This is a genomic window from Pseudorhodobacter sp. W20_MBD10_FR17, from assembly GCF_052119765.1.
Lineage (GTDB): Bacteria > Pseudomonadota > Alphaproteobacteria > Rhodobacterales > Rhodobacteraceae > Pseudorhodobacter.
Genome location: NZ_JBGQOQ010000001.1, coordinates 117,174 through 139,987, shown reverse-complemented (window position 1 = coordinate 139,987; position 22,814 = coordinate 117,174). Strand labels below are relative to the sequence as shown.

The window sequence follows — 22,814 nt, the reverse complement described above, 5'->3', positions numbered from 1 at the left end:
GGGCTATCTCCTGTTGGTTTCTGCCAAAGAGTATAACCGCTTGCCGGTATCCGCCAAGTTTCCAGCCGCGGCATCGGCGGATTTTCACGCTATTGTCAGAATATAAGGTGCTTAGCCGTCGGCCAGATGCCGTTCACCCCGATCGCGCGCCAGCTTGATCTGCTTTTGCCGCTCGCGGAACCTTTCGCGGTCGGCGTCCGTGTGCTCATCAATACACTGATGGCAAGACACGCCTTCCTCATACTCGGGGCGGGTTTTATCCTCGGCGGAAACAGGGCGGCGGCAGCCGTGGCAGGTGGAATAATCGCCGGGCACTAAGCCATGACCCACCGACACGCGGTTGTCGAACACATAGCACTCGCCGTTCCACAGGCTTTTTTCCTGCGGCATGTCCTCAAGGTATTTCAGGATGCCACCTTTCAGGTGAAACACATCCTCAACCCCTTGGCCCAGCAGATAGTTCGTTGATTTTTCACAACGAATCCCGCCAGTGCAAAACATCGCGATGCGTTTGTTGTGAAAGCGGTCTTTGTTCGCCTCCCACCATGCGGGGAATTCGCGGAACGATTTGGTTTCGGGGTCAATCGCGCCCTCAAATGTGCCGAGGCCGAACTCATAATCATTGCGCGTATCAATCACCGCCACATCCGGTGATGAGATTAGCTCGTTCCATTCCTCGGGGTTCAGGTAATGGCCAACGCGGGCACGCGGGTCGATATCGGGCTGGCCCATCGACACGATTTCTTTTTTCAACCGCACCTTAAAGCGGCCAAAGGGTTCAACCTCGGCCCAGCTTTCCTTGTGTTCCAGATCGGCACAGCCAGGAAGCGCGCGGATATAGGCTAGAATAGCATCAATTCCGGCGCGGTCGCCTGAAATGGTGCCATTGATGCCTTCGTTCGCCAGCAAAAGCGAGCCGCGAATGGCGTGGGCGCGGCCAAAGGCCAGCAGCGGCTGTTGCAAGGCTGCAAAGTCGGGGAAACGGGTGAAATGATAGAGTGCTGCGATTGTAAACATGGGCATTCTCTTGCCGTGGTCGGCGCGAAAAGGCAAGGTATCAGTTGACGCAGGAGATGAGGTTCCCATGACAAACGCGCTTATTGTGATTGATGTACAGAATGATTTTTGCCCCGGCGGCGCGCTGGCCGTGGCGGGTGGTGATGAAATCATTGCGGGCATTAACGGGCTGATGGATGATTTCGCTGCGGTGGTGTTAACGCAAGATTGGCACCCTGCGGGGCATTCATCCTTTGCCGACAGTCACGGTGCGGACCCGTTCAGCATGATCGAGATGCCTTATGGCCCGCAAGTGCTGTGGCCGACCCATTGTGTGCAAGGGACGGGTGGCGCGGCCTTTCACAGTGACCTGAACACCGACCGTGCCGATATGATTATCCGCAAAGGGTTCCGGCCCCAGATCGACAGCTATTCGGCGTTTTTTGAAAACGACCATACCACGCCGACGGGGCTAGAGGGCTATCTGCGCACGCGCGGCCTGACCAAGCTGGTGCTGGTTGGTTTAGCTACCGACTTTTGCGTGGCCTATTCGGCGCTGGATGCGGCCAAGCTGGGCTTTGATGTCACCGTGCAAATGGGCCTCTGCCGCGCCATAGACCTTGACGGGTCGCTGGCGGGCATGGTTGCGAAAATGAAAGCGGCGGGGGTGGTGGTGGCCTAAAGGCCCGCGTCCTCATCCAGCCCCAGCATGATGTTCAGGTTTTGCACCGCAGCGCCTGACGCACCTTTGCCAAGGTTGTCCAAAATCGCCGACAGCACCACGCGGCCCCCTGCAGCATCACCCAGCACCGACAATTCCAGCTTGTTGGTGTTGTTGAAGGCCTGCGGGTTTTCGCGGGCTTGTTCTTGGCCAAGCGGGCGCACCGACACAAACTGGCTGCCCGCATAATGCGCGGTCAGGGCGGCGTGCAACTCTACGGCGCGGCTGGTGTGCAGCGGAATTTGCACGATCATGCCTTGGGCATATTGACCCACCGTTGGCACAAAAATCGGCGATTGACTGACGCCGCCGTAATGCATCACCTCGGGCATATGCTTGTGGTGCTGGGTCGTTGCATAGATGAAATTGCCAGTGGCCTCACCCTTTTCATATTCAGCGATCATTGCTTTGCCGCCGCCGGTATAGCCCGAAATGCCAAAGATGGAGAGGGCATCCTCCGCAGCAATCAGCCCCGCATCCGTCAACGGCCGCAGCAGCGCAATCGCGCAGGTCGAATAGCAACCGGGGTTCGACACCAGCTTTGCACCGGCAATCGTCGCACGCTGGCCTGCTGCCAATTCGGGAAAGCCGTACACCCAATCGGGGTTTACACGGTGCGCCGTGCTGGCGTCGATCAGCCGTGTAGGCAGGGTGGAACAGATCACCGCCGCTTCGCGTGAGGCATCATCAGGCAGGCACAAAATCGCAACATCGGCCTGCGCAAAGGCATCGGCCCGCGCACCCGCATCCTTGCGCCGATCTTCGGGCAAGGAAATCAACGTGATGTCTTTGCGCCCCACAAGGCGGTCACGGATTTGCAAGCCAGTTGTGCCAACTTCGCCGTCGATAAAGACTTTCGCGCTCATATCCATACCCCTTTTGGTGTGATTGGCCCCCTGTTTACACGCTTGCGCCGCGTTCGCCAAGCTGGACAAGGGCCGATCAGCTTGATTTAACGGGATTTGAACAGTTGGGGGCGGATCATGGTCGATATTGCAACGCGGGTGCATAACCACAAATGGAAGATTGACCCGATTGTCCGGTCTTTGATTGATACCGATTTTTATAAGCTTCTGATGTGCCAGTCGGTTTTCCGCAATAAACCCGATACCAATGTCACCTTTAGCCTGATTAACCGGACCAAATCGGTGCGACTTGCCGATTTGGTGGATGAGGGCGAGCTGCGCGAACAGCTGGATCATATCCGCACCCTGAGCCTGTCGCGGGGTGAGAGCACTTGGCTACGCGGCAACACCTTTTACGGCAAGCGCCAGATGTTCAGCCCCGATTTCATCGAATGGTTCGAGAAACTGCGCCTGCCGCCCTATCACCTTGAAAAACGCGATGGCCAGTACGAGCTGACGTTTGAGGGCAAGTGGCCCGAAGTGATGATGTGGGAAATCCCCGCACTGGCCGTATTGATGGAGCTGCGTGGGCGCGCCGTTTTGGGCCATATGGGCAAGTTTGAATTGCAGGTGCTCTATGCCCGCGCCATGACAAAACTGTGGGAAAAAATCGAACGTCTGCGCAAGATCGAAGGCCTGAAAATTGCGGATTTCGGCACCCGCCGCCGCCATTCCTTTTTGTGGCAAGATTGGTGTGTGCAGGCGATGCAAGAGGGGCTGGGCGATGCCTTTGCCGGCACCTCAAATTGCCTGATCGCGAAACGCAGCGAGGTTGAGGCGATCGGTACCAACGCCCATGAATTGCCGATGGTTTACAGTGCCTTGGCAAAAAATGATGCGGAGTTGGCACAAGCCCCCTATCAGGTGCTTGCTGATTGGCACGAAGAGCATGACGGCAACCTGCGCATCATGCTGCCCGACACCTATGGCACCGCAGGCTTTTTGAAAAACGCGCCAGATTGGCTGAACAAATGGACCGGCATTCGCATTGATAGCGGTGACCCCGCCACCGGTGCCGAAACCGCGATCAAGTGGTGGCAAGACCGCGGCGAAGATCCAAAGCAAAAGCTGGTCATTTTCTCGGACGGCTTGGATGTCGATATTATCGAGAAACTGCACAAGCAATTTCTAGGGCGGGTTAAGGTATCATTCGGTTGGGGCACGATGCTGACCAATGATTTCCGTGGGCTGGTCGCCGATGATGCGCTGGCGCCGTTCAGCCTTGTCTGTAAGGCCATTTCGGCCAACGGGCGGTCAACGGTTAAGCTGAGCGATAACCCAAACAAGGCGATGGGCCCCGCCGATGAAATCGCACGCTATAAACGGGTGTTTGATGTGGGCGCGCAAAAGGCACAAGACGTTATCGTTTAGCCCTTACACGGGCATCAGGCAGTCATAACTGGCCAGCACGCCTTGCGGTGTTTCATACGCCGCGAAACAAACTGGCGGGCCATTTTGCCCGCCGAAAATACGCCTGGCGCAGGGCTATTATGCCAGTTTTGATAGGCAGATATACACAACCGCCGACAAGGTCGCCGTTGCAGGCACCGTGATAACCCAAGCGGCAACGATCGTCAGGAAATGCGACCGGCGCACCAGCTTGCGGCGGCGGCGTTCCTCAACAGCGACAGGCTTGCCCTTTAGAATGCCCAGTTTGCGCGCGCGGCGTTCTGCGTGGAATTCACGGTAAAACCCAACCCCGAAAATCGCCCCCACCGCGATATGGGTCGAGCTAACGGGCAGCCCCAACCATGACGCCACAATCACCGTAATAGCCGCCGAAAGCGCGACACAATAGGCGCGCATCGGGTTCAGCTTGGTGATCTGGCTGCCCACCATCCGGATCAATTTCGGCCCGAACAGCATCAAGCCAAACGATAGACCTGCCGCGCCAACAACCATAACCCACAGCGGAATCTGCACTTTGCTTGACGTATCAAAATCTTGTACTGCGTGCACAATCGCAGCCAGTGGCCCCACCGCATTGGCCACATCATTCGCGCCATGCGCAAATGACAGCAGCGCAGCCGAGGCGACCAGCGGCCAGCCAAACAGCTTTTTCAACGACTTTTTGCGGTTTTCCAGCCCTTCGGATTGGCGGCGGATCAGCGGTTTGGTGATGATCTGCGTCAACACGCCAACCCCCAGCCCGATCAGCAAAGCCATCGGCAAATTAATGCTGACAATCTTTTTCAAACCTTTGATCGACAGATAGGCCGCAAACGCGCCCGCCATAATCGCAATCAAAATCGGCACCCACAGGCGGGCGGCAGCAATCTTATCCTCGGCCTGTTCCACCTTGGCCTTGATAAACGCCAAAAACAGCGCCGCAACAGCCCCGCCCAACACGGGCGAGATCACCCAGCTGGCCGCGATTTGCCCCATCGTCGGCCAGTTCACCGCAGCCAAACCTGCCGCCGCAATACCTGCGCCCATAACCCCGCCGACAACCGAATGCGTGGTTGAAACCGGCGCGCCCATCCATGTCGCAAGGTTGATCCACAGTGCCGCCGAAATCAGCGCCGCCATCATCGCCCAGATAAAGGTGGTTTGGTCAGCAAGGCTTTCGGGTGAAACGATACCGCCGGAAATGGTCGACACAACATCACCGCCCGCCAACAACGCGCCAGCGGTTTCAAACACTGCCGCAATCGCAATCGCACCGCCCATGGTCAGCGCATTCGCACCCACCGCAGGCCCCATGTTGTTGGCCACATCATTCGCGCCAATGTTCAGCGCCATATAGGCCCCGAAAACTGCCGCCGAAATCACGATTAATTGGTCTTGGGTGCCGCCGGTCAAAACCGCCGCAACGATCGCCACAATGACGATAAACGCCAACCCGATGCCGGGCGCTATCAGCGGGCGTGCCACATATTGCGTGGCCTGTTCCAGATGCGAAATACGGTTAAGATCTTTGTCCAGCGTCTTCCACTGGTTCACAGGGCGGTCGGTCATTATGAAGGCCTGTCATGCGAGTGTTACAATTCGCAGCGGTGCTAGCTGGTTTTTTTCCCGGAAACAACGACGATCAGGCGGTTTTCGTCAAATGCATCAGGATAAGCGCCTGTAATTCAGGCTCTCGGACACGTTTGGCGGCCTCCTCGGCCGAGAACCAGCGGGGCTTGCGCAGGTTGGCTTCTGGAAATTCCGCTTCAAGATTGGTGACATGCAGGTCAAAAACCAGCGCATCGCAGGATTGCTTTACACCGCTGCCACGCTGTTTTTCATACTGAAAACTGCCGATTGCTTCGGGCGCGATTGTGCCCTTTACGCCAGCCTCCTCCCACGCCTCAATCGCGGCGGCCTCGGCCAAGGTTTTGCCGCGCATGGGCCAGCCCTTGGGGACAATCCAACGGTTGCTATCGAGGCTGCGGACCAGCAAAACCTGCCGTTCGCCAGCGTTTTCACGCCAACACAGCGCCGCAACTTGCAGCAGGTTGGGACGAAAGAACAGACTGTATAGGGTGCGCAGGGCGGTCGGGATCATGCCATAATCCGTTCGGCGCAGAGCAGCGCACGGGCAATATGGCTGCGCATAACCGGATCATCTGGCGCAAGCCGTGGCATGGTCCACCCCACCGATGCCAAGCAGCGCGCCAGCGTAAACAGATCAACCGCCCGTGCGTCCACTGGACGCGAAGTTTCATAACCGCCAATCAACCCCGCACGGATTTCGGCAAAGGCGGGTTCGTAAAGGTTTTGTGACAAGACGGTGCCAAGATCATAGAGCGCAAATCCAAGCCCGCTATCGTCAAAGTCGATTAGCGACAGCGCGGTGCCATCCACCAGAATATTTTCACGCAATACATCCGCATGAATAGGGATCAGTGGGGCGGATTGTGCATGGTCTTGCAGGCCTGCGCGCAAAAACTGGCGGGCGGCACACATTTTGCCCTGCTCGGCAGGCGTTAACGCAGGATGTTCCCAGAACCGGCCCCAAAATGGCGTCTCGCCGGTAAGGCCATCAATATCCCACGCGGGGCGCTTGAAACCTTGGGGCAAGCCAAGGGTTTCCGTCGCCGAATGGATGCGCGCCAACACCTGCCCCAACGCATAATGCGTTGCGGCTTGGTCTTTGGCCCCGCCCGTCAGTGGCACGCCCGCATCCCCCAGCGGCGCCCCCGCAAGCCATTCCACCGCCGAGGCCATACGCCCCGATGACAGCACCACCAACACCCCGCCACCCTTCGCAGCCAAAGCACGCGGCACTGGCAAGCCGCGGTCGGCCAAAGCGCCACAAAACCACAGCTCAGACTCAATCGCAGCCGCCGTTTGGTAGCCGACACGGTGCAGCCGCAACGCAGCAAAGCCGCCGTTGGGCAAAGCCATCCGAAACACCGCGTTTTCACGGTTGCGGATCAGGGCCAGCAGTGTGCCGCCCCAATGTGCCGCCGCCTCGGCCGCCAGTTGCTCGATGGTCATGCAGGTACCTCTTGCAATGCGTTATGTAGCGCATCGATTAGTAAGTCTGCGTGTTCACGCCCGAACGGCAAGGGCGGGCGGATTTTCAGCGTATTCCCAGCGCGGCCAATCCGGTTCAGGATAAAGCCTTTGGCCACCATTGCCTCGACCAGATCCTCAACAAACGCCGTGGCTGGGGTGTTGTCGGCGTCCAGCACAAATTCGGCCCCAAAGAACATGCCCACGCCGCGCACTTCGGCCAGCAAGGGGTGGCGCAGGGCACGCAGACGTTCCATCACATAGGCCGAGGTTTGGGCGGCGTTCTCTTGCAAGTCTTCGTCGTCGATCACTTTTAGCGTGGCAAGGCAGGCTGCCGCCGACACAGGGTTGCCGCCGAACGTATTAAAATAGCCAAAGGCGGTGCGGAATGCCGCCATCACATCAGGCCGCGCCAGCACAGCGGCCACGGGGTGACCGTTCGCCATAGGCTTGCCGCAGGTCACGATATCAGGCGTCAGGCCCAACCATTCATGCCCCCAGAAATGGCTGCCCATGCGGCCAAAACCGGGCTGCACCTCATCACACATCACAAGGCCCCCCGCCGCGCGGATCACCGTCTCTGCCTTTGTAAAAAATCCGGGGGTGACGGTGGGGATGCCCTCATTGGCAAAGGCCGGGCACAGCATCATGCCCGAAAAGCCAATGCCACGCGCATTCAGATCGTCAATCGCCGCCTTGATATGGCCCGCGAAAATACTGCCATCGGGGTCAGGATTGCGCAAACTGTCGGGCGCAGGCACCAGCCGCACATGCGCCGGATATCCCCCAATTGGAGGGCGGCGCGACGACAGGGCCGAGGTCGCAGTCGTGTTCCCGTGATAGGTGTTATCCGTGGCAATCACCCCGATCTTACCTGTCACCGCCTGCGCCATCCGCAGGGCGATATCATTCGCCTCAGACCCTGTGCAGGTCATGATACATTGCGAAATGCCGTGGCCCAGCCGCGCGGTTAGCTGTTCGATATAATCCAGCACAAGGTCGTGATGATAGCGCGTATGGGTGTTTAAAATCGCTGCTTGTTTGGCAATCGCGCCTACCACAGCCGGATGGCAATGCCCCACATGCGGCACGTTGTTGTAGCAATCGAGATAGCGTTTGCCCGCCGCATCCCACAGCCAAACCCCCTCACCGCGCACAATATGCACGGGGGTGCGATAAAAGGTCGGCACATTCGGCCCCATAAGTCGGGCGCGGCGGTCAGCAATCGTTTCACTCATTCATCCGGCTCCACTTTGCCCCGCAAGGATTTCACTGTGCCGCGCACCGATTTGGCCGCCAGCCTGCGTTTTTGGCTGCCATAGGTTGGCTTGGTCGCAATCCTACGTTTGGGCGCAACCAATGCCGCGCGGATCATCTCGACCAATCGTTCCCGCGCAATCTCGCGGTTGCGGATCTGGCTGCGGGTTTCCTCGGCGCGGATCACGATCGCCCCCTCCAGCGTCCACCGCCTGCCGGCAAGCCGCTTTAGCCGGGTTTTCACCGGGCCGGGCAGGTGGGGCGACCGCTCTGCCTCAAATCGCAGTTCCACAGCTGTTGAAACCTTGTTCACGTTCTGACCACCGGGGCCAGAGGCACGTGTAAAGCTTTCTGACAGCTCCCAATCCGCGAGCGTTATTTCATCATTGATGCGCAACATGCTGTGAACCTAACCGAAATAACGCCGAGCGAAAGGGGGGCGTCACGCAATATTCATTACCTTGATCAGCGGCAATCTGTGCATAGGCTGCCCCGCCAGCGCAAAGATCGTAATACCCGCAGCATCCTCGCCCCCAGTCCACCCAAGGTCAGGCTTGACAAGACCGCAAGGCCAGTTCAGGCCGTGGCCAAGTTTTAAAAAGGGTGTTGCAATGTCGGATGACACAGAGAAAACCAAAAAACCATCGCGCCAACAGGTCTATACTTTGGTGATCGAGGTGGGCCGCAACCCCAATGATGGTCTGCCTGCCAAGGCGACAGGGGCCGCACTGATGGTCTATGCCAGCGGCGTGGATGAGGCCGAGGCCGTGCGCGAAACCGTGGCCATTCTGAAACAAGCCGACATGGCGCCGCTTGATGTGTCAGGCTATGGCACGCTTGAAGAGCGGCTGGAAGCCGGTGATGAGATCGCCGAGGATGAGCGCGAACTGATGGACCGCGCCCTCGCCGAGAATTCAGTGGTCGTGGCCCAAATGACCCCGTTTTTCGACTAGAGCGGTCGGGTTCAGCCTAAGGTGTATCTCATCACGCAACGTGACATGCCTTAGGCCACCAACAAGTCGCGCATCAACCGCGCCTCATGGGCTTTCACGCCTTGGCGCGCTGCTAAAATTGCGTCAGCACAGGTTGCCAGTTCGGGGAACAGCGCCAACACTTCGGCGCGGGTTTCGTGCGTCATGCCGTTCAAAACCTGCTCACCGGGGTGAAAGCTTTCGGTCTCCAGCCCATTTGACCATAATACCTCATGCGCATCGCAGAGAATGTGAAAATACTCGACGTCGCCGCCTGCCGTATCTTGCCTGATGGTGCGCCCGTTCACCAAATGCCGCGCCTTCACCAACACCTCATCCTCGCCGCAAATAAGCTGTGCTGCCGACCCACGGATCAAGACACGGTGCTGCGGCGAAAGCGACAAGCGATCATGGGTGCCAAAAACATTGGCCTCAATAATAACCGGCGCGAAATCTCCCGTCGCGGCCACTTTGCGCGCGCCGATCCATCGAATGGGTTGCAGTCCGTGGTCAAGCGTCATCACGCGGTCTTCCAGCGTCAAATCTTCAATCGCGACCTCGCCCCGCGCGGTACGGATCAACGTGCCACGCGTAAAGCAAGGCACCGTGTTCACCGTAACAAAGCCAACGTCCGTGTTCCCGTCTGCATCGGAAACGGTGTAGGTAAAGGTTTCCGAGCCAAGGTTGCCATCCGACATCACCGTAATGGTGCCGTTCGCATTCACCGTAATCTGCTCGCCACTGGCCAGCGTCACCACACTGCCCGCAACGACAGCCTGGCCGTTGATCTGGGTGATTGTCAGCACGGACCCAGTCGAAGAGCTGTCATTTGCCAAAATATTATAGGTCGCAGGCGTGTTTTTGCCGATGTCAAACTCATCGTCGCCGGCGATCAACGCAACCTGAATACTGTCGCCCGCAATCAAAAGGTTACTGTCATAAACCCGGTCACCCCCGTCCGCGATCGCAATTTTGATCGTGTTGGGCTGGTTGGCAATTACCGGCGCTTTCAGCGTCAGCGTGACCGTAAAGCCGTCCATCTCGGTGTTGTACGGCGAGGTTGAGGACGGATTGTTCACAAACAGGTTCGAATTCGACGTGGTGTTGATATTGTTGATCGTAATATCGCCCGTGCCCACGGTCAGCTCGGCCTTTACGCCGTTCACCCACACCGCTGTCGCATCGTTGAACCCAGAGTTTACGTATTCCAGATATTCCTCGGATGAAAATACGATCTGCATCGTCAACACGCTGCCAACCGGTACAAATGTCGCGGTGAAAACGGCCGCGTCATAGGTTTGCACACCTGCAATCTGGGTCAGCTGCGAATCGCCTGCCTGCCCCATACTGCCGCTTGTGCTGGCAGATTGGTTTGCTTGCCCCGAGCTGTGGGTAAAGTTCGTGGCCGAGCCCGTGGATAGAATCACGCCAGTATCAGACGGCACGACCCCCGGCGAGGTCGTCAGCCCGCCTGAATAAATCCCCGAGGACGCGGCTGCGCCGGTATAGGTTGCGCTGGTGATTGAAATTCCGGCGCCGAACATGGCATTCGCCATATCCATTGCAGATGCCCCCGTGTTAATTGCGAGTGCAGTAGCAGTAACCATTGAAACAACCTCCGATAGGGTTGCCGCCAATATGAATCACATGGCACCGACGGCAGATTAAATGATTTAGGTTTTCTGTAGATGAATAATGAGGGGAAAATATGGCATTCTTCCCCTTTGACAGCCTTTTTTACGCAGCGTAAGATACCCCCATACGCCCTAACATTTCCAAAAGTGGCTTGGCCTCAAACCCTTGGATCACGCCATAGGGTTTTGAAAGCGATTGCCATGACGGCCCGTTGCTATGCGACAGCAACCGACAGCCTTCGGCCCGCAGCAGCTGCGGCGTGCCAATATCAAGGGCCACACAAGAGGTCACGGTCCGCCGTAAATCCATCAGCGCGGCCCGTCCGTCCGTCAGGTGGCAGGCCTGCGTCAGCACCGTTTCATCGCCAAACAGGTATTCAACCTCATCGCCCGACACGGCAATCAACTGATCGGATGACACCAGAATATCGGAATGTGCGCCGAAATAAGGCGCGCGCAACAGCACCGGGCTGAACGACCCACGGCTTGGCAAAACCATTCGCTGAACAGACAAAACCGGCGCAAAATCACCCGCCTCGGTCAGCAGCATGTCACCGGGTTCCAGCCGCCCCGCTGCAACTGGGCCATCAACCGTATCAATCTGGGTGTGCAGCCCGACCCATTGTGCGCGGCCCGGCAGGTTTTGCCCCTCGGTCACGCCAAACCATTGCAAGGCGCTGTGGCGCAGAATGCCTGCACCGCCCCTGCAAATCTGTAGCAAATCCTCAAACAGCATCGGCATCGGGTCACGGCCCTGCGCGCAAATGGATGCCCTGTCCTCAGGCATCTCGGCCGCAAGCGTCCAAATCTTTTCTGGCCCGTCCCAGCTAAAGATAAGCCGCAGGATGCCTTCGCTGGGAAAATTCAGGGGTCCTGGCAAAACATGCCGCACCAGCCGGTCGCCTTGGCGGTGCAATAGCGCCAGGCCAGTCACGTCATCGGCAAACAGCGCCATCGCGCGGGGCCAGTTATCATCGGCCTTGAAATTCAACAGGACTGTAGAGTCTGCAAGCGGCAGCGTGCATTCAAAAACCAGCGTCCCTTTGGTCAGTAACGCACCATCGCTTGGGGTTCCAAGCGCCGCGCCGTGGTCGGAAAGGGCAAGCCAATCGGTCATATTGCCCCCAAACTGCGGGCAATATTGCGCGGGTCAGCGACCACACACCCCAAACCCAGCGCCACAACAGCGGCGGTGTCGGGTATTCCAACATGTCTTACCATTACTGCTCCAATGCCTTTGGAGACAGATCAAACGCACGCAAAACCCAAGAAACTGGGTCTTTGTTGTCTAACCACCCGTTGGGGCGCGTTGGCCCAGCGTTTGCCCTGCCTCAGGACTTATTATTGCCAACCAGTAAAGCGCAGATTCGGTCATCTGTCACTTGCGCGCATGGCAAAGGTGCAAGGGTAACCAGTCAAGCGTTGCTGCACCGCCACAGCTCTGATGCAGGGGGTGCGGCCATGGCCCCGGTTGCACGGCTGCGCCCAAAACGGTATCGCTTGGGCAACAGGTCTTTGGCCCACCGCACAGGCCCAATCGCATAAGGAAGCCACATATGCCCAATCCAGCCCTTCCCGTTGATCCGGTTGCCCTTACCGCCAGCTTGATCCGTTGCAACTCGGTCACCCCTGCCGAGGGCGGTGCCTTGGTATTGTTAGAGGGCCTGCTATCCGAGGCAGGTTTTTCCTGCACTCGCGTTGATCGGGGCGGTATCGCCAATCTGTTTGCCCGCTGGGGCCGGCCCGGTGCCAACCGCAGTTTCGGCTTTAACGGCCATACCGATGTGGTGCCCGTGGGCGATGTGGCCGCGTGGACGCATGACCCCTTTGGCGCCGAGGTGGTGGATGGCTGGATGTATGGCCGTGGTTCCACCGATATGAAATCGGGCGTCGCCGCCTTTGCCGCCGCCGCGATTGATTTTGTGCGCCAAACCCCGCCCGATGGCGCGGTTATCCTTGCGATTACCGGCGATGAGGAAGACGTGGCGACCGATGGCACTGTGGCGCTGTTGGATTGGATGGCCGCGAATAATGAACAGATGAGCGTGTGCCTTGTGGGCGAGCCGACCTGCCCGAATGTCATGGGCGAGATGATGAAAGTCGGTCGTCGCGGCTCGCTTACCGCGCATTTTGTGGCGCGTGGTGTGCAGGGGCATTCGGCCTATCCGCACCGCGCCAATAACCCGCTAAACGCGATGGTGCGGTTGATGGATAAGCTGGCAACGCATGAATTGGACAGCGGCACCGACCATTTCGACCCCTCCACCTTGGCGATCACCACAATCGATACTGGCAACCCCGCCACCAACGTCATCCCTGCCGCCTGCCGTGCCACGGTGAATGTCCGGTTTAATGACAGCCACAGCGGCGCGTCGATTTCCGAGTGGTTGCGCGCCGAGGCCGCCGCCATTCAGGCCGCGACCGATGTGCAGTTTGATGTTACCATTAAAATTTCGGGTGAAAGCTTTGTCACCCCTCCGGGTGAACTCTCGGCGCTGATCGCGAAATCGGTTCAGGCGGAAACCGGCGTTTCCCCTGCGCTCTCTACCTCGGGTGGAACCTCGGATGCGCGGTTTGTGAAAAACCACTGCCCCGTGGTCGAATTCGGCCTTGTCGGCAAAACCATGCATCAGGTGGATGAGCGCGTCGAAGTGGCGCAGATCCATCAGCTTAAATCCATCTACACCCGGATTTTAACGGATTATTTCGCATGAGCATGAGCATGAGCATCCGCATTGAAGTGACCCAAGATATCGCCGCCTGCCACGCCCTGCGTCGCACGGTTTTTATCGAAGAACAAGGCGTGTCCGAGGCCGATGAGATGGACGATCAAGATGCCGCTGCCGTGCACCTGTTGGCGTTGGTTGATGATCGGCCCGTAGGCTCGGCGCGGTTGCTAACGGTGGGCGATACGGGCAAAATTGGCCGGGTCTGTGTGTTGCAAGAGCAACGTGGCACCGGCCTTGGCGCTGCGATCATCGGCACCGCGATTGAGGAGTTTCGCCAAATGCCTGCCATCAAACACGTCAAGCTGGGCGCGCAAGCCCATGCGATTGCCTTCTATGAAAAGCTGGGGTTCGCGGCCTATGGCCCCGAATACGACGATGCCGGAATTCCGCACCGTGACATGATGCTTGATCTTTAGGTGCGTGACGCCGCGATTTGGCCGTGCTAGGGCTTGGGAATGGAACAATTACCGTCAAAATCGCAAATCGTTCAGTGGCTCACTGATAACCCCACGCTGACCTCTAAGCGCGATATCGCGCGGGCCTTTGGCATCAAAGGCGGCGACATGCGCATTGAGCTGAAGCGCATGCTTAAAGAGCTAGAGGCCGAGGGCACGCTGGTCAAAAAGGATCGCCATTTCCGCGACCCTGACGCGCTGCCGCCGGTATCGATTTTGAAGGTTGAGGCGCCCGATGCCGATGGTGACCTGTTCGCAAGTGCCGTGGAATGGAATGAGGACGGCGATGCGCCCCGCATTCTGATTATCACCAAAAAATCCGATCCGGCCTTGGGGCAGGGCGACCGCATTTTGGCGCGTTTGGAACCTGTCGGCGGCAAGGACCATGATTATGAGGCGCGGCTGATCCGCAAGCTGGGGTCAAACCCGCTAAAACTGTTGGGAATTTTCCGTGCGGAATCGGAGGGCGGGCGCGTGGTGCCTGTCGATAAGAAAAATGACAAAGAATGGCGCGTGCTGCGTGACGGTACGATGGACGCCCGCGATGGCGAACTGGTTGAGGCCGAGCAAGCCGGCCCCAAACGCATGGGCCTGCCGCAAGCGCGCATTACCGCGCGGCTGGGCGACCCGTCTGGCCCGCGTGCGATTTCGCTGATCGCCATTCATCAGCATGGTATCCCCGACCAATTCCCCGACAAAGTGATCGCCGAGGCGGATGCCGCCGAACCAGCGCCCATGGGCAAACGTGAAGACCTGCGCGCCCTTGATCTGGTGACCATCGACCCCGTGGATGCCCGCGACCGTGATGATGCGGTTTTGGCAATGCCCGACCCTGATAAATCCAACCCCGGCGGCCATATCGTTTGGGTCGCGATTGCCGATGTCGCGCATTACGTCCGCCCCGGTTCGGAACTTGACCGCGAGGCAAAAAAGCGCGGCAATTCCAGCTATTTCCCCGACCGCGTGGTGCCTATGCTGCCCGATATATTGTCGGGCGATCTGTGTTCCTTGCATGAAAACGTTGACCGCGCCTGTATGGCCGTGCGGATGGTGCTGGATGCCCAAGGTCGCAAGATCAGCCACCGCTTTACGCGCGGGATGATGCGCTCGGTTGCGTCACTGAACTATGCCCAAGTGCAAAGCGCGATTGACGGCAACCCAGATGCCGTGACCGAGCCGCTGCTCGACCCGGTTCTGCGCCCGCTTTATGCGGCGTATGAGGCGACCAAACATGCCAAGGCCGAACGCCAGCCGCTAGATTTGGACCTGCCCGAACGCAAGATCATCTTGTCGGACGAAGGCAAGGTTCTGTCGGTTGATTATTACGAACGTTTTGATGCACATAAGGTGATTGAAGAGTTCATGATCCTCGCCAATGTCGCGGCGGCTGAGGAGTTGATAAAGCTGAAAACCCCGCTGCTGTTCCGCGTGCATGAAGAACCCAGCCCCGAAAAGCTGGACGCGCTGCGTGAGGTGGCCGAGGCGTCTGGCTTTACCCTTGCCAAGGGGCAGGTTTTGAAAACCGCGCACCTGAACCGGCTGTTGTCGCAGGCGCAAAACACCGAGTTTGATGAGCTGATGAACATCACGACTCTGCGCTCGATGACCCAAGCCTATTACAACCCGCAAAACTTTGGCCACTTCGGGCTGGCGCTGCGCAACTATGCGCATTTCACCTCGCCCATCCGGCGGTATTCTGACCTGATCGTGCATCGCGCGCTGATCGCGGGCCACCGTTGGGGCGATGACGGGATAACGCCGCAGGATATCGAGGAGTTGGCCGATACCGCCAAGGCGATATCCGACACCGAACGACGGTCAATGATCGCCGAGCGTGACACCACTGATCGCTACCTTGCTGCCTATCTGTCCGACCGTGTGGGGGCCAGCTTTAAGGGCCGTGTTTCGGGCGTGCAACGCTTTGGGCTGTTCGTGAAACTGGACGAGTCCGGTGCTGACGGCCTTGTCCCTATCCGATCTGTGGGGCGCGAGTTTTTCCATTTTGATCCTGATACCCAAACCCTGATGGGTTCCGATACGGGCCTGATCATCGGCCTCGGCCAGCGCGTGACTGTGCGCCTGACCGAGGCCGTGCCAGTGACCGGCGGGCTGATACTGGAGCTGCTGGAAATCGAAGACCGCGCCTTGCCCAAAGGGGGGGCGCCGCGTGGCCGTGGTGGCCCGCGCAAACCCGGCAAAGCGGCGGCCCATGCTAAGGCGATCAAGCGGAAAGTGACGCGTCGGCGCAAATAGGGGCGCAAATAATTGCCGATAAAAGCTGGGGCCGTTGCCATTGGCGGCGGCGGCGCTAAACTGCCTAAAAAATAAAGGCGGGCGGCAGTATGCGGTTATTAAAACCTATTTTAGTGTGGTGCATGGCTGCGGGTTTGTCCACGTCTGCGCCAGCCCAAACCACGAGCGCAAAGGATATATCGATGCCAGAGGCAACGGTTTTGGCCGATACCCAAGGGTTGCAAATCTGGCTGGCGGGGTTTCGCATACGGGCCGCTGCGGCGGGCATTTCCGACCCGGTCATGGACCAAGCCCTAACAGGGCTGTCCTTTGATGCGGATGTTATTCGCCGCGACCGCAACCAATCGGAATTTACCAAAACGATTTGGGATTACCTTGACACAGCCGCATCAGATGAGCGGGTGAAAAACGGCACGGCCGCGTTGCAAAAACACCGCGCGGTGCTGGATCAGATCGAGGCGAAATACGGTGTCGATAAAGAGGTGGTTGCAGCGGTTTGGGGTCTGGAAAGCGCCTTTGGTAATTTTCGCGGCTCAGTTCCGACAATCCAATCTTTGGCCAGTTTGGCCTATGACGGTAGGCGCGCGGCGTTTTTTGAAGGTGAGCTGCTGGCGGCGCTGAAAATCTTGCAAGCGGGTGATACGGTGGCTGCTAACATGCAAGGCTCTTGGGCCGGTGCCATGGGACATACGCAATTCATGCCGTCGTCTTTTCTGGCCTATGCGGTTGATTTCAATGGCGATGGCAAGCGCGATATTTGGGGTGATGACCCGACGGATGCGCTGGCGTCGACGGCATCCTATCTGGCGGGGTATGGCTGGACCAAAAACATGCCTTGGGGCGTCGAGATCACGCTGCCCGCCGGGTTTGACTATGACCAAACCAGCGAGCGGGTGAAAAAGCCGGTGGCCGAATGGCAAGCGCTGGGCGTGCGCCGCGCGGATGGCCGCGATTTACCCGATCATGGCGCGGCATCGGTACTGCTGCCCGGCGGCGCACGGGGGGCGGCCTTTCTGATTTTCTCTAATTTTCAGGTGATTGAGCGGTACAACACGGCTGATGCCTATGTGATTGCCGTGGGTCATTTGGCCGATTTGCTAAAGGGCGGGCCGCGGTTCAAATCGGGCTGGCCGCGCGACTTGCGGGCGCTGACACTGGATGAACGGTTGGCCCTGCAAACGCGGCTCACCCACGCGGGGTTTGATACGTTGGGTGTTGATGGCAAGATGGGGCCTAATACGATTGCGGCTGTAAAGGGCTTTCAAAAAGCAAAGGGGATTGTGCCTGATGGTTACCCCAGCCTTGATGTGTTAAACAGGCTGGACTGAGGGTGTTTCTAAAGGGGGCATTATGAAACCTATTCTTATGTTTGCCGCAGCGGTTTTTGGCCTTGCGGCCTGTGTTGGGCCGCAGACGAAGGGGGCCGATGTGGCAGCCCTTGCAGGCAATTGGCAGGTGATAACGCTTGGCGGTACGGCGCTGCCGGACACGGCCAGTGTGACGATCAATTTTGCAGCGCCTGCTGTGTCGGGCAGTTCGGGGTGCAACCAGTATAGTGGGACCTTTAGCCAAAAGGGTAATGATCTGGCCTTTGGTCCCGCAGCCATGACGCGCAAAGCCTGCCTGCCTGCGCGCATGGATATTGAGGCTGGGTTTACCCGCGCGCTTGCCGCCGTAACCCGCTATGACATGGCCGAGGATACGCTACGGTTCTATATTGGCGATACTTTGGTGATGCAGGCGCGGCCGCAATAAACCGCCGCGCCTCGCGCTTTACTCAGCCGAGGATTTTGCCCAAAGGTTGATGTCTTCTTCCGATGAAATCCGGTCAATTTCGGCCAGTTCAGCAGCGGTAAACTCAAGGTTTCCAACAGCACCGGCGCAGTCAATCACCTGCTCAGGCTTGGACGCGCCGATCAGCGCCGTGGTGATGCCGCCGCCGCGTAACACCCAAGCGATTGCCATTTGCGCCAGCGTTTGGCCCCGCGCCTGTGCCATATCGTCCAGTGCTTTGACAGACGCCAAGGCGCTTGCGGTAATCGTCGCAGGCTGTAGCGATTTGCCTTGGGCCGCGCGGCTGTCAGCCGGAATCCCGCCCAGGTATTTCTTGGTCAAAATCCCCTGCGCCAGCGGCGTAAAGGCAATCGACCCCACCCCAAGTTCGGCCAGCGTATCCTTCAACCCATCCTTTTCAACCCAGCGGTTCAGCAGGTTATAGCTGGGCTGATGGATCACACATGGCGTACCCAAATCTTTCAGAATCGCCACGGCTTCACGCGTGCGCTGCGAATTGTAGCTGGAAATACCGACATACAGCGCCCGCCCCGACCGCACGATATGGTCCAGCGCGCCCATGGTTTCCTCAAGCGGGGTTTCGGGGTCAAAACGGTGCGAATAAAAGATATCCACATAATCCAGCCCCATCCGTTTCAGCGATTGGTCACAGGACGCGATTAAATACTTGCGGCTGCCCATTTCGCCATAGGGGCCCGGCCACATGTTGTAACCCGCCTTGCTTGAGATGATCAGCTCATCACGGTAGCCCTTGAAATCCGTCGCCAGAATATCGCCAAATGCCTCTTCGGCCGACCCGGCAGGCGGGCCATAGTTGTTGGCCAAATCGAAATGTGTGATGCCATGGTCAAATGCCGTCTGGCAAATCGCGCGCTTGGTTTGATGCGGCGTATCATAGCCGAAATTATGCCACAGCCCAAGGGACACGGCCGGCAGCTTTAGCCCCGACTTGCCACAGCGGCGATAGGTCATGCGGGAATAGCGATCTTCTGCGGGTGTATATGGCATCATGCGCTCCTTTGACTGGTATGGAAGTTCTGGCCAATGTCAGGCCGGAACGCAACCCTTTCCCATTTCATCTTGGTCCAAATACCTATGCGCCATCGGCCCCGTAGGGCCAACAGCGTTAGGTCATCGCGTTTAACGCGCGGCGCCTCAGACGAACCTGTTCCACAGGTTCTCCAACCGCTCTTGCTTGCCAGACCGTGCCTGCGGGTTCACATCCCGCGCCAAGACGTCCTGCATGATGCTGCTAAGGTCAGACTTTAGCATCGCCTGCGCACTGTCGGTTTCCCAACCCGCATAGCGGTTTGTGCGCAGCGCCTCTAGGCTGCCATCTTCCAACAGTGCGGCCGCCGATTTTAGCGCCCGCGCGCAGGTGTCCATCCCGCCGACATGGGCCAAAATCAGGTCTTCGGCGTCCAGCGATTGCCGCCGGATTTTGGAATCAAAATTGGTGCCGCCAGTCGAATAGCCGCCCGCGCGCAAAATCTCATAAAACGCCAATGCCTTTTCGACGTGGTTGTTGGGGAACTGGTCCGTATCCCAACCGGATTGATAGTCGTTCCGGTTCATGTCGATCGACCCGAAAATCCCAAGGCTGGCTGCCGTTGCAATCTCATGCTCAAAGCTGTGACCTGCCAAAATCGCATGACCCTGCTCGATATTCACCTTCACTTCTTTTTCCAGGCCATAACGGCAGAGGAAGCCGTACACCGTGGCCACATCATAATCATACTGATGCTTTGACGGCTCTTGCGGCTTTGGCTCGATCAAGATCGCGCCTTTGAACCCGATCTTGTGCTTATATTCGACCACCATTTGCAAGAAACGTCCCATGTGGTCGGCCTCAAGCCCCAAATTGGTGTTCAGCAGCGTCTCATAGCCTTCACGCCCGCCCCACAGCACATAGTTCTGGCCGCCCAACCGGTGCGTCGCATCCATGCAGCCTTTTACGGTCGCTGCAGCATAGGCAAAGACCTCGGGGTCAGGGTTGGTTGCCGCCCCAGACATCCAGCGCTTATGGCTGAACATATTGGCGGTGCCCCACAGCAGCTTGGTCTTTGACGTCTCCATCTTGGCCGCAAAGTAATCGGTGATTTCTTCCAGATTCCGCTGGCTCTCGGCAAAGTTTGCGCCTTCGGGCCGCGCATCGGCATCGTGAAAGCAAAAGAACGGCATGTTCAGAATATCGAACATCTCAAACGCTACATCGGCCTTTTGCCGTGCCAAATCCATGGTGTCGCCGAACCAAGGCCGTTCCAGCGTTTGCCCGCCAAACGGGTCGCCGCCGGGCCAGGCAAAGCTGTGCCAATAGGCGGCGGCAAAGCGCAGATGGTCCTCCATCCGCTTGCCCATAATCACCTCATCGGGGTTGTAATGGCGAAAGGCGAATTCGCTTTGGCTGTCCGGGCCTTCATATTGAATGGCGGGGATGGATTTGAAAAAGTCGGTCATGTTAGGGCCTTAATTGCAGTTTGGGCAGCGGTGTAACGGGCATGGCCCGCATCAAACGCCGAGGTTAACGAAGGGATAGGGTCTATCTGCCGCGCAATCGGGGGCAGGGTGGCAATCTCGGCCCCTGCACCTGTGGCGGCCATAATCGCCAGCCGCGCCGCACCGAATGCGCCGCCAAAATCACCGGACTTCGGCACCAAGACCGGCACATCAAGCGCCGTGGCAATCGCTGCAAGCCAATAGTCGGACCGTGAGCCGCCACCAACCGCGATCAATTTTTCCAACCGTGTTCCCGTACTGGCAAGGGCGTCGCGGCAGTCGCGAAAGGCAAAGGTCACACCTTCCAGCACGGCACGGGTGGCAGCTGCGGTGTCGGTGGCATGTTCAAGCCCAAGAAACGCACCGCGAATGGCGGAGTCGTTCAGCGGTGTGCGCTCGCCGCCCAAATAGGGCAAAAACATCGGCTTGCCGGGGGCTTGCAGTGGGCCGAGGCCGCCTGTCAGGGCTGCCGCAGTTTGGCCCACGAGCCCCGCATACCAGTTCAACGCATCTGTGGCCGACAGGATGACCCCCATCTGATGCCATGTATTTGGCAAAGCGTGGCAAAACGTATGCACCGCCGTTTCCGGGCTGGGCTGATAGCCATCATTGGCCGCAAACAGCACGCCCGAGGTGCCAAGCGACACAAACGCCTCACCCGCGCGCACAACGCCCACGCCAACACCCGAGGCGGCATTGTCACCGCCGCCGCCCGCAATTATCACGCCCGCAGGCAGGCCCCAACGGGCCGCCAGCGCCGTGCGCAGATCGCCGGAAACAGCTGACCCCTCAACCAAACGCGGCATGTTTTCGCGTGTCAGCCCCGTTGCGGCCAGCAGATCATCCGACCAGTCGCGCGTTCCGGTATTCAGCCAGCTTGTCCCTGCCGCATCCGACATTTCGGCGACATGGTCGCCCGTCAGCCATAGGCGCAGATAGTCTTTAGGCAGCAAAACCTTAGCCACACGCGCCCAGTTTTGCGGCTCATGCGCACGCACCCACGCCAGTTTTGGCGCGGTAAAGCCGGGAAACACGATGTTGCCAGTTATGCGCCGAAACATCGGGTCGCCATCCATCTCGGCGGCTTGCACGGCGCTGCGCGTATCGTTCCACAGGATACACGGGCGGATCACCTCATCCGCCGCGTCAATCAATGTGGCCCCGTGCATTTGACCTGACAGCCCTATGCCGCGCACCGCCCCCAGCCCGTGGGCTGAAAGCTGGTCCATCACCGCCTCGGCGGCCGCAATCCAATCGGCGGGGGATTGTTCCGACCACCCGTCATGCGGGCGCTGCACGGTCAAAGGCGCGGTGGCCTCGGCCAAAACAGTTTGATTATCGTCAATCAAAATGCCCTTAAGGCCCGAGGTGCCAAGATCAAGGCCGATATACATCAGGCCGCCTTTTCGGTTTTTTTGCCAAGAATAATCATCGACAAGATGTCTTCATCCGTCACCTCATCCACGTTGACCGTGCCCACCAACTGGCCGTTTTTCATCACGGACGCGCGGTCGCACAGTTTCATGACGTTGTGGATGTCATGCTCGATCAAGAAAATCCCCAGCCCTTGCTTTTTCAGCTCTTGGATCAATTCCGAAACCATCTCGGTTTCTTGCGGGCCAAGGGCGGCTGTGGGTTCATCCATAATCAGAATGCGCGCGTTGAAATAGACTGCGCGCGCTATCGCAACTGATTGGCGTTGCCCGCCCGAAAGCGCCGACACTGGCACGTTGAACTTTTTAAAGTTCGGGTTCAGCCGCTGCATGATCTTGCGGGTTTCGGCCTCCATCTTGCTGTCGTTCACAAAGCCCCAAGGGCTGACAATCTCACGCCCCAAGAACAGGTTTGACGCGGCATCAAGGTTATCGGCCAGCGCCAGCGTTTGATAGATCGTCTCAATATTCTGCGCACGGGCATCGCGGGGGTTTTCAATAGTCACCGGCTTGCCGTCGATCAAAATCTGGCCCGCATCGGCCTGATAGGCGCCTGACAGGCACTTGATCAGTGTTGATTTTCCGGCGCCGTTATGGCCCAGCAGGCCAACAACCTCACCCGGATGCAGATCAATCGTGACGTGGTCAACGGCCTTGATGCCGCCGAATGAGATCGAGATATCGCGCATCTCGACCAGTGGGGTTCCCTTAGTGGTCATGACGTTTC

21 protein-coding genes are annotated in these 22,814 nt (G+C 58.3%); 8 read left to right on the top strand and 13 right to left on the bottom strand.

Going from position 1 to position 22,814, the window contains the following annotated elements:
• Positions 1 to 111: 111 nt before the first annotated feature.
• Positions 112 to 1,017, bottom strand: a complete 906-nt coding sequence (trhO, locus tag ACEN2J_RS00700; protein WP_442102688.1) for an oxygen-dependent tRNA uridine(34) hydroxylase TrhO — start codon at positions 1,015 to 1,017, stop codon at positions 112 to 114.
• Between the two features lie 67 nt (positions 1,018 to 1,084).
• Between trhO and pncA the strand changes: the two genes are divergently transcribed.
• Positions 1,085 to 1,678, top strand: a complete 594-nt coding sequence (gene pncA / locus ACEN2J_RS00695; protein ID WP_442102439.1) for a bifunctional nicotinamidase/pyrazinamidase — start codon at positions 1,085 to 1,087, stop codon at positions 1,676 to 1,678.
• On the opposite strand, the gene argC is transcribed toward pncA, so the two are convergent.
• A complete protein-coding gene (gene argC / locus ACEN2J_RS00690; protein ID WP_442102438.1) occupies positions 1,675 to 2,583 on the bottom strand; it encodes an N-acetyl-gamma-glutamyl-phosphate reductase in 909 nt (302 codons plus the stop codon). The genes pncA and argC overlap by 4 nt on opposite strands.
• A 117-nt stretch (positions 2,584 to 2,700) precedes the next feature.
• Here argC and pncB point away from each other — a divergent pair, with 117 nt between their 5' ends.
• On the top strand, positions 2,701 to 3,993 hold the full coding sequence (pncB, locus tag ACEN2J_RS00685; protein ID WP_442102436.1) for a nicotinate phosphoribosyltransferase: 1,293 nt from the start codon (positions 2,701 to 2,703) through the stop codon (positions 3,991 to 3,993).
• Between the two features lie 117 nt (positions 3,994 to 4,110).
• Here pncB and ACEN2J_RS00680 read toward each other — a convergent pair whose 3' ends face one another.
• The 5 genes from ACEN2J_RS00680 to arfB form a co-directional block, all read right to left on the bottom strand.
• A complete protein-coding gene (locus ACEN2J_RS00680; RefSeq protein ID WP_442102435.1) occupies positions 4,111 to 5,580 on the bottom strand; it encodes an inorganic phosphate transporter in 1,470 nt (489 codons plus the stop codon).
• A 73-nt stretch (positions 5,581 to 5,653) separates the two neighbouring features.
• A complete protein-coding gene (locus ACEN2J_RS00675) occupies positions 5,654 to 6,112 on the bottom strand; it encodes an NUDIX hydrolase (protein ID WP_442102433.1) in 459 nt (152 codons plus the stop codon).
• Complete coding sequence (locus ACEN2J_RS00670) at positions 6,109 to 7,047, bottom strand: phosphotransferase enzyme family protein (protein ID WP_442102431.1); 939 nt, start codon at positions 7,045 to 7,047, stop codon at positions 6,109 to 6,111. The genes ACEN2J_RS00675 and ACEN2J_RS00670 overlap by 4 nt, the downstream gene beginning before the upstream one ends.
• On the bottom strand, positions 7,044 to 8,303 hold the full coding sequence (locus ACEN2J_RS00665; RefSeq protein WP_442102429.1) for an aspartate aminotransferase family protein: 1,260 nt from the start codon (positions 8,301 to 8,303) through the stop codon (positions 7,044 to 7,046). The genes ACEN2J_RS00670 and ACEN2J_RS00665 overlap by 4 nt, the downstream gene beginning before the upstream one ends.
• A complete protein-coding gene (gene arfB, locus ACEN2J_RS00660; protein WP_442102427.1) occupies positions 8,300 to 8,722 on the bottom strand; it encodes an alternative ribosome rescue aminoacyl-tRNA hydrolase ArfB in 423 nt (140 codons plus the stop codon). The genes ACEN2J_RS00665 and arfB overlap by 4 nt, the downstream gene beginning before the upstream one ends.
• 211 nt (positions 8,723 to 8,933) lie before the next feature.
• Between arfB and ACEN2J_RS00655 the strand changes: the two genes are divergently transcribed.
• Positions 8,934 to 9,275, top strand: a complete 342-nt coding sequence (locus ACEN2J_RS00655; RefSeq protein WP_442102426.1) for a hypothetical protein — start codon at positions 8,934 to 8,936, stop codon at positions 9,273 to 9,275.
• Positions 9,276 to 9,325: 50 nt separating this feature from the next.
• Here the strand turns inward: ACEN2J_RS00655 and ACEN2J_RS00650 are convergent, their stop codons facing one another.
• Positions 9,326 to 10,900, bottom strand: coding sequence for a choice-of-anchor L domain-containing protein (locus ACEN2J_RS00650; protein WP_442102424.1), 1,575 nt, complete (start codon positions 10,898 to 10,900; stop codon positions 9,326 to 9,328).
• 130 nt (positions 10,901 to 11,030) lie between these two features.
• Entirely contained in the window at positions 11,031 to 12,044 is a 1,014-nt protein-coding gene (locus ACEN2J_RS00645) for a Hint domain-containing protein (RefSeq protein ID WP_442102422.1), read from the bottom strand.
• 439 nt (positions 12,045 to 12,483) lie between these two features.
• Between ACEN2J_RS00645 and dapE the strand changes: the two genes are divergently transcribed.
• The 5 genes from dapE (at position 12,484) to ACEN2J_RS00620 (ending at position 18,119) form a co-directional block, all read left to right on the top strand.
• Positions 12,484 to 13,641, top strand: a complete 1,158-nt coding sequence (gene dapE, locus ACEN2J_RS00640; RefSeq protein WP_442102420.1) for a succinyl-diaminopimelate desuccinylase — start codon at positions 12,484 to 12,486, stop codon at positions 13,639 to 13,641.
• 8 nt (positions 13,642 to 13,649) lie between these two features.
• Entirely contained in the window at positions 13,650 to 14,072 is a 423-nt protein-coding gene (locus tag ACEN2J_RS00635) for a GNAT family N-acetyltransferase (RefSeq protein ID WP_442102687.1), read from the top strand.
• Between the two features lie 39 nt (positions 14,073 to 14,111).
• On the top strand, positions 14,112 to 16,364 hold the full coding sequence (rnr, locus tag ACEN2J_RS00630; protein ID WP_442102418.1) for a ribonuclease R: 2,253 nt from the start codon (positions 14,112 to 14,114) through the stop codon (positions 16,362 to 16,364).
• Positions 16,365 to 16,546: 182 nt separating this feature from the next.
• Positions 16,547 to 17,692, top strand: a complete 1,146-nt coding sequence (locus ACEN2J_RS00625; RefSeq protein ID WP_442102416.1) for a lytic murein transglycosylase — start codon at positions 16,547 to 16,549, stop codon at positions 17,690 to 17,692.
• A gap of 22 nt (positions 17,693 to 17,714) precedes the next feature.
• A complete protein-coding gene (locus tag ACEN2J_RS00620; RefSeq protein WP_442102414.1) occupies positions 17,715 to 18,119 on the top strand; it encodes an META domain-containing protein in 405 nt (134 codons plus the stop codon).
• 18 nt (positions 18,120 to 18,137) lie between these two features.
• Here the strand turns inward: ACEN2J_RS00620 and mgrA are convergent, their stop codons facing one another.
• The 4 genes from mgrA to ACEN2J_RS00600 form a co-directional block, all read right to left on the bottom strand.
• Positions 18,138 to 19,166, bottom strand: a complete 1,029-nt coding sequence (gene mgrA / locus ACEN2J_RS00615) for an L-glyceraldehyde 3-phosphate reductase (protein WP_442102412.1) — start codon at positions 19,164 to 19,166, stop codon at positions 18,138 to 18,140.
• 147 nt (positions 19,167 to 19,313) lie between these two features.
• Positions 19,314 to 20,615, bottom strand: a complete 1,302-nt coding sequence (gene xylA, locus ACEN2J_RS00610) for a xylose isomerase (protein ID WP_442102410.1) — start codon at positions 20,613 to 20,615, stop codon at positions 19,314 to 19,316.
• A complete protein-coding gene (gene xylB / locus ACEN2J_RS00605) occupies positions 20,612 to 22,048 on the bottom strand; it encodes a xylulokinase (protein WP_442102408.1) in 1,437 nt (478 codons plus the stop codon). Before xylB ends, xylA begins: the two co-directional genes overlap by 4 nt.
• Positions 22,048 to 22,806, bottom strand: coding sequence for an ATP-binding cassette domain-containing protein (locus ACEN2J_RS00600; RefSeq protein ID WP_442102406.1), 759 nt, complete (start codon positions 22,804 to 22,806; stop codon positions 22,048 to 22,050). The genes xylB and ACEN2J_RS00600 overlap by 1 nt, the downstream gene beginning before the upstream one ends.
• Between the last annotated feature and the right edge of the window lie 8 nt (positions 22,807 to 22,814).

Excerpts from the sequence above, each read along its gene's own strand:
- ACEN2J_RS00670 (WP_442102431.1), bottom strand. The coding sequence starts at position 7,047 with ATGACCATCGAGCAACTGGCGGCCGAGGCGGCGGCACATTGGGGCGGC.
- ACEN2J_RS00680 (WP_442102435.1), bottom strand. The coding sequence starts at position 5,580 with ATGACCGACCGCCCTGTGAACCAGTGGAAGACGCTGGACAAAGATCTT.
- ACEN2J_RS00625 (WP_442102416.1), top strand. The coding sequence starts at position 16,547 with ATGCCAGAGGCAACGGTTTTGGCCGATACCCAAGGGTTGCAAATCTGG.
- arfB (WP_442102427.1), bottom strand. The coding sequence starts at position 8,722 with ATGTTGCGCATCAATGATGAAATAACGCTCGCGGATTGGGAGCTGTCA.
- ACEN2J_RS00635 (WP_442102687.1), top strand. The coding sequence starts at position 13,650 with ATGAGCATCCGCATTGAAGTGACCCAAGATATCGCCGCCTGCCACGCC.
- rnr (WP_442102418.1), top strand. The coding sequence starts at position 14,112 with ATGGAACAATTACCGTCAAAATCGCAAATCGTTCAGTGGCTCACTGAT.
- xylA (WP_442102410.1), bottom strand. The coding sequence starts at position 20,615 with ATGACCGACTTTTTCAAATCCATCCCCGCCATTCAATATGAAGGCCCG.
- trhO (WP_442102688.1), bottom strand. The coding sequence starts at position 1,017 with ATGTTTACAATCGCAGCACTCTATCATTTCACCCGTTTCCCCGACTTT.
- mgrA (WP_442102412.1), bottom strand. The coding sequence starts at position 19,166 with ATGCCATATACACCCGCAGAAGATCGCTATTCCCGCATGACCTATCGC.
- pncB (WP_442102436.1), top strand. The coding sequence starts at position 2,701 with ATGGTCGATATTGCAACGCGGGTGCATAACCACAAATGGAAGATTGAC.
- ACEN2J_RS00645 (WP_442102422.1), bottom strand. The coding sequence starts at position 12,044 with ATGACCGATTGGCTTGCCCTTTCCGACCACGGCGCGGCGCTTGGAACC.
- pncA (WP_442102439.1), top strand. The coding sequence starts at position 1,085 with ATGACAAACGCGCTTATTGTGATTGATGTACAGAATGATTTTTGCCCC.
- ACEN2J_RS00620 (WP_442102414.1), top strand. The coding sequence starts at position 17,715 with ATGAAACCTATTCTTATGTTTGCCGCAGCGGTTTTTGGCCTTGCGGCC.
- ACEN2J_RS00600 (WP_442102406.1), bottom strand. The coding sequence starts at position 22,806 with ATGACCACTAAGGGAACCCCACTGGTCGAGATGCGCGATATCTCGATC.
- ACEN2J_RS00655 (WP_442102426.1), top strand. The coding sequence starts at position 8,934 with ATGTCGGATGACACAGAGAAAACCAAAAAACCATCGCGCCAACAGGTC.
- ACEN2J_RS00650 (WP_442102424.1), bottom strand. The coding sequence starts at position 10,900 with ATGGTTACTGCTACTGCACTCGCAATTAACACGGGGGCATCTGCAATG.
- ACEN2J_RS00675 (WP_442102433.1), bottom strand. The coding sequence starts at position 6,112 with ATGATCCCGACCGCCCTGCGCACCCTATACAGTCTGTTCTTTCGTCCC.
- xylB (WP_442102408.1), bottom strand. The coding sequence starts at position 22,048 with ATGTATATCGGCCTTGATCTTGGCACCTCGGGCCTTAAGGGCATTTTG.
- ACEN2J_RS00665 (WP_442102429.1), bottom strand. The coding sequence starts at position 8,303 with ATGAGTGAAACGATTGCTGACCGCCGCGCCCGACTTATGGGGCCGAAT.
- dapE (WP_442102420.1), top strand. The coding sequence starts at position 12,484 with ATGCCCAATCCAGCCCTTCCCGTTGATCCGGTTGCCCTTACCGCCAGC.
- argC (WP_442102438.1), bottom strand. The coding sequence starts at position 2,583 with ATGAGCGCGAAAGTCTTTATCGACGGCGAAGTTGGCACAACTGGCTTG.